The sequence below is a fragment of the Rathayibacter sp. AY1B6 genome, from assembly GCF_002932755.1.
Classification (GTDB): Bacteria; Actinomycetota; Actinomycetes; order Actinomycetales; family Microbacteriaceae; genus Rathayibacter.
Genome location: NZ_PSWL01000036.1, coordinates 24,349 through 31,820 on the forward strand (window position 1 = coordinate 24,349; position 7,472 = coordinate 31,820).

Below are 7,472 nucleotides of genomic sequence, written 5' to 3' on the forward strand. Positions count from 1 at the left end.
CTTCCTGCGACTCCGTCGGCCCGCGCTGCTCCCGAGGAGCCGGGCCGACGAGTGCTCAGTGCTGGCGGATCTTGTCGATCAGCTTCCCGCCGAGGTCCTTGACCTTGTCGGTGATGGGGGTGTTCGACGTCGGGCGCTCGGTGACGGTGAACGGCAGGGTGATCGCCTTGCCGGTCTGGTCGCCGGTCACCGTGACGCTGTAGTCGCCGGGCGTGGTGGGCGCCTTCGCCGTGACGGTGAGGCCGCCACCGGCGAGGTCGCGGGTCGCAGTGCGGTCCGTGAACAGGGGCGCGGAGCCGATCAGCTGCGTGTCCCCGTTGAAGCCCTTCGCGGTGAGGGTGACGTCGGCTCCGGGGGCGAACGACGAGCCGGAGAGCTCGGCGGTGGCTCCGAAGCTCATCGAGCGGATGTCGCGGTCCACTCCGAGCGCGTTCGTGATGGTGAAGAACGTGTCGGTCTGGTCGGTGAGCCCGGCGACGTTCGCCGCGCCCGGCCCGTAGGCGGCGATGCGCAGCTGCGTTCCGGTGTGCTGCTGCGATCCGCCCTCGGCGGCGGTGCCGTACGACACCTTCATGGTGCTGCCGTCGGCGGTCTTCAGCGCGGTGCTGAGCGAGGTCGGCGGGGTGGAGTCGACGATCTGGCTGGAGTGGGCGTGGTCGGCGGTGACGATGACGAGGGTGTTCCCGTCCGCCTCGGCGAACGCGAGCGCGGCCTGGACGGCCTCGTCGAGGTCGACGGTCTCGCCGATCTGGCCGCACGCGTTCGCGGCGTGGTCCTGCTTGTCGATGCTGGCGCCCTCGACCTGGAGGAAGAAGCCCTTGTCGCCGGTGTCGAGGAGGTCGATCGCCTTCTCGGTCATGGAGCGGAGCGTCGGCTGCTCGGCCGGACGGGCGGGGTTCGCGACGCAGGTCTGCGGGGCGGCGTCCGCTCCGCCGACCGTCGCCGGCGTGGGCGCGTAGCGGACGGGCAGGTTGCCGGCGTTGAACAGTCCGAGCACGGGCGCGTCCTGGTCGGCGACGGTCAGCGCGTCGAGCTGCGCGGCGGTGGCGGGAGTCGTGGCGTCCCCGAGCACCTGGAAGCCGCGCTCCGCGGCCTGCTGGAACAGCGGCTCGCCGCTCCAGTCGCCGGCGCGGGCGACCTGCGCGAAGCTGGCCGACCCTCCGCCGAGGGTCAGGTCGGCGCGGGTGTCGAGGATCTGCTCGCTGATCGAGCCGAGTCCGCCGTTCTCCAGCGCGTCGTCGCCGCAGCTCGCGCTGTCGGGTCCGTAGCAGCTGCGGGCGTCGACGTGGGCGGCCTGTACGGCCGGGGTGGCGTCCTGGATCTCGGCGGTGGTGACGTTGCCGGTCTTCAGGCCGTTCGCCTTCGCGATCTCGAGGAGGGTGTCCTTGCGCTGCTGGTCGATGTCGACCGAGATGGCGTTGTCGTAGGTCTTGGTGCCGGTGGCCCAGGCGCTGCCGGTGGCGGCGGAGTCGGGCACGTAGTCCGGGGCGCCCTTGACGGCGCCGGTCGCCGGGTCGTCCGCGCGGTAGAGCGAGTAGGTCGTGTACTGGCCGGTGATCGGCAGGGCGTCGATCCCGGGGAAGCGGCCGGCCGCTCCGTACTGGTAGTTGCGGGCGACGGTGATCTCCGAATCGCCCATGCCGTCCCCGATGAGGAGGATGACGTTCTTCGCGTCCTGCTCCTTCACCGCTGCGCGCAGCGAGTCGGAGAGGTCGGCGTCGACCGGGGAGATGCGGGCGGCTCCGCCGGTGGCGGAGAGGTCGGCGGCACCGACGGCGGTGGCGGCACCGGGTGCGGCCAGGGCGGCGGCGCAGACCAGAGCAGCGGCCGACAGGGCCAGGGCGGAGCGTCCGCGGTTCGCGGAGCGGAACAGTCGTGTCACGTCGTGGACTCCTTGAGAGGTGAGACCCCGAAAAGGGGCACGCTCATCTCACTCCTCATCGCCGCGTCGGTGGGTGAACGGTGATGCATAGCTGAGTGAACTTTCCGACGAGGGCTCGGCCGAGGCGGCCCGCCGGAGCGTCCTGCCGACCGCCGTCCTGCCGACCGGCGCTCACCGGGAGCATCGGTCGGCAGGAGCCTGGTCGCCGGAGTGGTCCGGTTGGGTCAGCGCTGGACGAGCGGGACGGCGATGTCGGTGACACTCGCCCCGATGGTGCCGAGCGGAGTCGCCGTGCCGTTCAGCAGTCCGATCTCGTAGAGCGACCCGTTGACGGCGGCGAGGCCGACCGAGCCGATGGAGCTGCCGTTGCGGAGGACGGAGTAGATGTCGAAGCCGGTCGCGCCCACCGCGTCGAGGCCGAGCTTCCCGGTCGGCGCCAGGGTTCCGGCGTTGGCCGGGGACTGGATCGCGATCTGGTCGAGGGCCGTGTCGAGGACGAACAGCGTGGTCGCGCTGTTCGCGTCGAGATCGTTGTTCGTGTAGGCGGCCCCGGCGACACCGGTGGCCACGGCCGGCGCGGCGTAGCTCAGCGTGCCGTCGGCGACCGTCGCGGCGCCCGCGGTGGCGAACGGCTGACGGAGGTTCTGGCCCGTGTCGCTGACGACGCGGAGCGCGTTGGCGGCGGGGTTGAAGTCGACGCCGAAGGAGGTGCCGCTCAGCGCCACGGTGAGACGGGTCACCTGGGTGGCGACGCCGGTGGACGGGTCGATGGAGTAGACGCCGGCGCTCGCCGCGTTGTCGCCGACGCCGTAGAGGGCGCCGTCCTGGACCCGGTAGTCGATGCCGATGAGCGCGGTGTCGCCGCCGGTGAGGCCGGCGACGGCGACGCGGTTCGTGACCTTGCCGGGCTTCGTCGGGTTGAACTGCACGAGCTTCGTGCCGCCGTCGGAGAGGCCGACGACCCGCAGCTTCGCCGCCACGGAGCGGACCGCGTTGATCAGGTTCCTGTCCGACGCGCTGCTGGAGTCGCTGGTCGCCGCGGCGGGAGCGACACTGCTCGCACCGGCGAGCACGGGTGCCACCGCCATCACGCCCGCGACGGCGACAGCTGCGATGCCGACTCTGATGTTCCTGCTCATCGTGCACTCCTCGAGACTTGCGGTCGCCGGAGATCGGCGGCTCGAAGAGGGATACCGTCCGAAACGCGCGTGCGTTCATCCGATCCGGAGATCCGTGCCCCGTCACTCCAGCGAGCCGTCGGCGAACCGGCGGAGCGCGGCGGCGCAGCGGTCCGATGCCGACCGGAGCTCGAGCAGCGCCCAGGGGTCGTCCTCGACCGTGATGACCATCCCCGACGGCCAGGGGTCGCCGGGGAGAGGACGGGATGCGCGCAGGGGAAAGGCTCCTTCCGAGGGGTGAGGTCGGATCGTGTCGGAGAAGGCTCCAGGGAGGCTGGGCTCGCGTCGGCCGACGCGCCACTCCTCCCGGCGACCGGCGGCGTCGCCGGGGATCGTCCCCGCGGGCGGTCGAGGACGGCGCCGGGCGCCCCCCGAATGTCGGTGCCCCCGACCTACACTCGGACGCGTTCGAACACACGTTCGACGCGACGAGGAGGGAGCCGACCATGAGCGTGACCGTCGTGGAGCGCATCGCGACTCCGGCCTCGGACGCCGTCGCCGTCACCTTCCTCGTCACCAGCGAGGCGGTGGCGGCGGGCTTCCCCTCGCCGGCGCAGGACTACTTCGACGGGTCGCTCGACCTCAACGACCACCTGATCCGCGACAGGACGTCGACGTTCATCGTGCGGGTCTCGGGCGAGAGCATGGTCGGCGCCGGCATCAGCGACGGGGACGAGCTCGTGGTCGACCGGTCGATCACGCCGACCCACGGGAGCGTCGTCATCGCGATCCTCGACGGCGAGCTGACGGTCAAGCGCCTCGAGCTGCACCCCGGGGGAGTGGTGCTGCGGGCCGAGAACCCGGAGTACCCGCCGATCCACGTCGCCGAGCTGAGCGACCTCCAGGTGTGGGGCGTCGTCACCGTCTGCCTCCACAGGCTGCACCGTGCGCTCTGAGCGGCGCATCGCCCTGGTCGACGTGAACTCGTTCTACGTCTCCTGCGAGCGGCTGTTCGATCCGACGCTCGCCGGGCGGCCCGTCGTCGTCCTCTCGAACAACGACGGCTGCGTCGTGGCGCGCTCCGACGAAGTGAAGAGGCTCGGCATCGAGAACGGCACCCCCTGGTTCCGGATCGAGCCGCTCATCCGGTCCGGTCGCCTTCCGGAGATCGTCGCCCGCTCCAGCAACTACGAGCTGTACGGCGAGCTGTCCGCCCGCGTGATGGAGCTGCTGGGCCGGTACTCGGCCTGGCAGGAGGTGTACTCGATCGACGAGAGCTTCCTCGGCGTCGACGGCGACGTGGCCGAGCGGGCGAAGATCGGACGCGCGATGCGGGCGGCGGTCGCGAAGAACGTCGGGCTGCCCGTGTGCGTCGGTTTCGGGCCGAGCAAGACGCTCGCGAAGTTCGTCAACAAGGGCGGAGCGAAGAAGCACCCGCGCCTGGGCGGCGTCTGCGACACCGACTGGTACACGCCCGAGCAGCTCGACGCGCTGATGGCCTCGCAGCACGTCACCGAGCTGTGGGGCGTCGCCGGCCGCACGGGGAAGCGCCTCGCGGAGCTGTCCATCCACACCGTCCGCGACCTCCGCGACGCGGACCCCGCGCTCATCCGCAGGAAGTTCTCCGTCGTCCTGCAGCGCTCGGTCTACGAGCTGCGCGGCGTCGACTGCATCCCGCTCGAGGCCGCCCGGACCGTCCGCGACCAGCTGATCTTCTCCCGGTCCTTCGCCACTCCGGTGACGACGATCGCGGACATGGAGCAGGTGCTCTCCGTCTACGCGCAGCGCGCCGCCCACCGCCTCCGGGCGCAGGAGTCGGTGACGAAGACGATGAGCGTGTTCGCGTCGACCTCGCCGTTCGCGGACGCGCCGTACGAGTCCGCGGGCGGCCTGGCCGGCTTCCCCGTCCCCACGGACGACCCGGTGGCGATGGTGAGGGCCGCGATCGGCACCCTGCGCCCGCGGCTGCGGGAGGGCGCGCGCTACGTGCGGGCCGGCGTCATCCTCACGAACCTGTCGCCGCGGAACTCCCACGCGCTGCTCGAGATCTTCGACGCCGCCTTCGACACGAAGGGACTCGGCGCCACCATCGACGCCGTGACGAAGCGCCACGGGCGGTCCGCGGTCGGTCTCGGGCTGGCGGGGATCCGCGCGGGGCCGGTGTGGACGATGAAGCGCGACGCCCTCTCGCTCCGGGCGACGACGCACTGGGGCGAGCTGGCGACGGCGCACGCGCGGTGAGCCCGCCGCCGGGGAGATCGGGTCATCCGACGCGTAGGCGCCGGGAGCGCTCTCGGGCAGGCTCGTCGCCATCGACGAGTGTCGGTGCGGGGACGGCGGGAGGACCCATGGCCGAGAGCTGGCAGGACGCGTCGGTGCGGGGCGTCGCGATGATCGAGAACGAGCTGGTGGTGCGCGACTTCCTCGAGGTGTGGAGCGCTCGCGACAGCCGGCAGCTCATCCCGTTCCTGCATCCGGAGGTCGTGTACAGCGCGTCGAGCTCGCAGGAGATCGCGGGACGGGCGCGGGTCCTCGAGATGTGCGACGAGGTCCACCGGGCGTTCACCGAGATCCGGATCGCCCTCGTGACGATCGCCGTGGCCGGCAGCGTCGTCCTCACCGAGCACGCCCTGCACCTCCGCTCCGACACGGGTGAGGGCCACTGGCTCCGCTGCTTCGGGAGCTACGAGCTCCGCGGCGAGCAGATCGTCACCTGGCGGCAGCTCCATGGCTGAGGGCCGCGCGTGACGGCGGTGACCGGTCGTGCGCGCCTCAGGCTCGCCCTGGTGCTGCTGGCGATCGCCTCGGGCGCGACCGACGCGTTCGCGTTCCTTCTGCTCGGCGGCATCTTCACCGCGAACATGACGGGCAACCTGGTGCTGCTGGGGCTGTACCCCCGCTCCGCCTGGCTGACGACCGCGGCCGGAGCGGTCACGGCGATCGTCTTCTTCGCCGGAGCGGTCTACGCCGGGTTCCGCGCGACGCGGGCGCGCACGTCGCCGACCGTCGACGGGAGGCGTCCGCTCCGCTCCATCGCGCTCGTGGGGGTCGTCCTCCAGCTCGCCGTCGCGGCCGCCTGGCCGACGGTGCAGGGCGGCCGGTCGCTGCTCGTCGACTGCGCGTTCATCGCGACCAGTGCGGCGGCGCTCGGGCTGCAGACCGTGCTGGCGAAGCGGATCTCCGGCGCCGCCGGACTGACGACGACCTTCGTCACGGGCACGCTCACCAGCCTGATGCAGGAGCTCGCCGAGCGCTCGTCCGGGTCGAGGACCCTCCAGGCGCTCATCGTCGCGAGCCTCGCGGGCGGGGCCGTCGTCGGAGCGGCGACCGTGACGCTCGCTCCGGCCTGGGCTCCGACGCCGGCCCTCGTGCTCTCGGCGCTCGCCGTCGTGCTGCTCTTCGCGCACCGGACGCGAGCCGTGCCCGCGGGAGCGGAGCCCGGGGCCCCGCGTCCCGCGTGACCGGGATCAGGCGTCGAGCGCCCACTTCGGCCGGACCCAGTGGCAGGTGTAGCCGCCGGGGTGCTTGCGCAGGTAGTCCTGGTGCTCCTCCTCGGCGTCCCAGAACTCGCCGGCCGGCTCGACCTCGGTGACGACCGGTCCGGGCCAGCGGCCCGACGCGTCGATCTCGGTGATCGTCTGGCGCGCGACCCTCTCCTGCTCGGGCGAGAGGAAGAGGATCACGGAGCGGTAGGCCGTGCCGATGTCGTTGCCCTGACGGTTCTTCGTCGTCGGGTCGTGCACCTGGAAGAAGAACTCGAGCAGGTCGCGGTAGGAGAGCTGCTCGGGATCGAACTCGATCTCGACCGCCTCCGCGTGGTCGCCGTGGTGGCGGTAGGTCGCGTTCGGCGTGCTGCCGCCGGCGTACCCGGCGCGGGTGCTGAAGACGCCCGGCATGTCGCGGAGGAGCTCCTGGAGCCCCCAGAAGCATCCGCCCGCGAGGATCGCGCGCTCCTCGGCCATCAGACGCCTGCCTTCGTGTCGTGCGCGGACTCGCGCGGAGAGATCATCATGCGGGCAAGTCCATCACGGCCGGGGACGTCGCGGCGAGCGTCGGACGACTCTCGGAGCAGACCGTCGGCGGGGGAGCCGGGCTCGACCCCGGCTCGGCGGCCCCGGGATCAGGAAGCGCCGACGACGCGCGGGGACGGTCCGGCCGATCGAGCGCGGCTGCCGGCCGAGCTCCGCCGGACACGACGCCGATGGAGTGCGGTCGCTGTGCTCTTGCTCAACGGACCCGGCGAAGCCCCCAGCCCCGGGTACGGCGGGCTGCCCGAGCATGGCGGCATGACGCACCTCACCGATCAGCGACGCCCTCCGCTCCCTCGGATCCGCTCCCGCCTCCTCGCCGGCCGCTACGCCGTTTCCACCGTGCCCGAGGCGACGGCGCTGTTCTGGATCCTCAAGGTGCTGACCACCGGGATGGGCGAGACGGCGTCCGACTTCCTCGCGACCGCCTTCGACCCGGTGATC

7 protein-coding genes and 1 pseudogene are annotated in these 7,472 nt (G+C 72.1%); 5 read left to right on the forward strand and 3 right to left on the reverse strand.

Annotated elements, in window-relative coordinates:
• Nucleotides 1-55 precede the first annotated feature (55 nt).
• Both phoA and C5D08_RS15690 read right to left on the reverse strand, forming a co-directional pair.
• Nucleotides 56-1,882, reverse strand: coding sequence for an alkaline phosphatase (phoA, locus tag C5D08_RS15685; RefSeq protein WP_258065079.1), 1,827 nt, complete (start codon nt 1,880-1,882; stop codon nt 56-58).
• Nucleotides 1,883-2,106: 224 nt separating this feature from the next.
• Nucleotides 2,107-3,021 carry a DUF4394 domain-containing protein gene (locus tag C5D08_RS15690; protein WP_219815191.1) on the reverse strand — a complete coding sequence of 305 codons (915 nt, stop codon included), beginning with the start codon at nt 3,019-3,021 and terminating at the stop codon, nt 2,107-2,109.
• Nucleotides 3,022-3,506: 485 nt separating this feature from the next.
• Here C5D08_RS15690 and C5D08_RS15695 point away from each other — a divergent pair, with 485 nt between their 5' ends.
• The 4 genes from C5D08_RS15695 (at nt 3,507) to C5D08_RS15710 (ending at nt 6,461) form a co-directional block, all read left to right on the forward strand.
• A complete protein-coding gene (locus tag C5D08_RS15695; protein ID WP_104233991.1) occupies nt 3,507-3,956 on the forward strand; it encodes a LexA family transcriptional regulator in 450 nt (149 codons plus the stop codon).
• On the forward strand, nt 3,946-5,241 hold the full coding sequence (locus C5D08_RS15700) for a Y-family DNA polymerase (RefSeq protein WP_104277811.1): 1,296 nt from the start codon (nt 3,946-3,948) through the stop codon (nt 5,239-5,241). The genes C5D08_RS15695 and C5D08_RS15700 overlap by 11 nt, the downstream gene beginning before the upstream one ends.
• 107 nt (nt 5,242-5,348) lie before the next feature.
• Nucleotides 5,349-5,735: a nuclear transport factor 2 family protein gene (locus C5D08_RS15705; RefSeq protein WP_104247117.1), complete on the forward strand. Its 387-nt coding sequence runs from the start codon at nt 5,349-5,351 to the stop codon at nt 5,733-5,735.
• A 9-nt stretch (nt 5,736-5,744) separates the two neighbouring features.
• Nucleotides 5,745-6,461, forward strand: coding sequence for a YoaK family protein (locus tag C5D08_RS15710; RefSeq protein WP_104277812.1), 717 nt, complete (start codon nt 5,745-5,747; stop codon nt 6,459-6,461).
• Between the two features lie 6 nt (nt 6,462-6,467).
• Here C5D08_RS15710 and msrA read toward each other — a convergent pair whose 3' ends face one another.
• Nucleotides 6,468-6,962, reverse strand: coding sequence for a peptide-methionine (S)-S-oxide reductase MsrA (gene msrA / locus C5D08_RS15715; protein ID WP_104277813.1), 495 nt, complete (start codon nt 6,960-6,962; stop codon nt 6,468-6,470).
• A gap of 324 nt (nt 6,963-7,286) precedes the next feature.
• Here msrA and C5D08_RS15720 point away from each other — a divergent pair.
• Nucleotides 7,287-7,472 (forward strand): annotated as a pseudogene (locus C5D08_RS15720) (hypothetical protein); the annotation flags it as partial.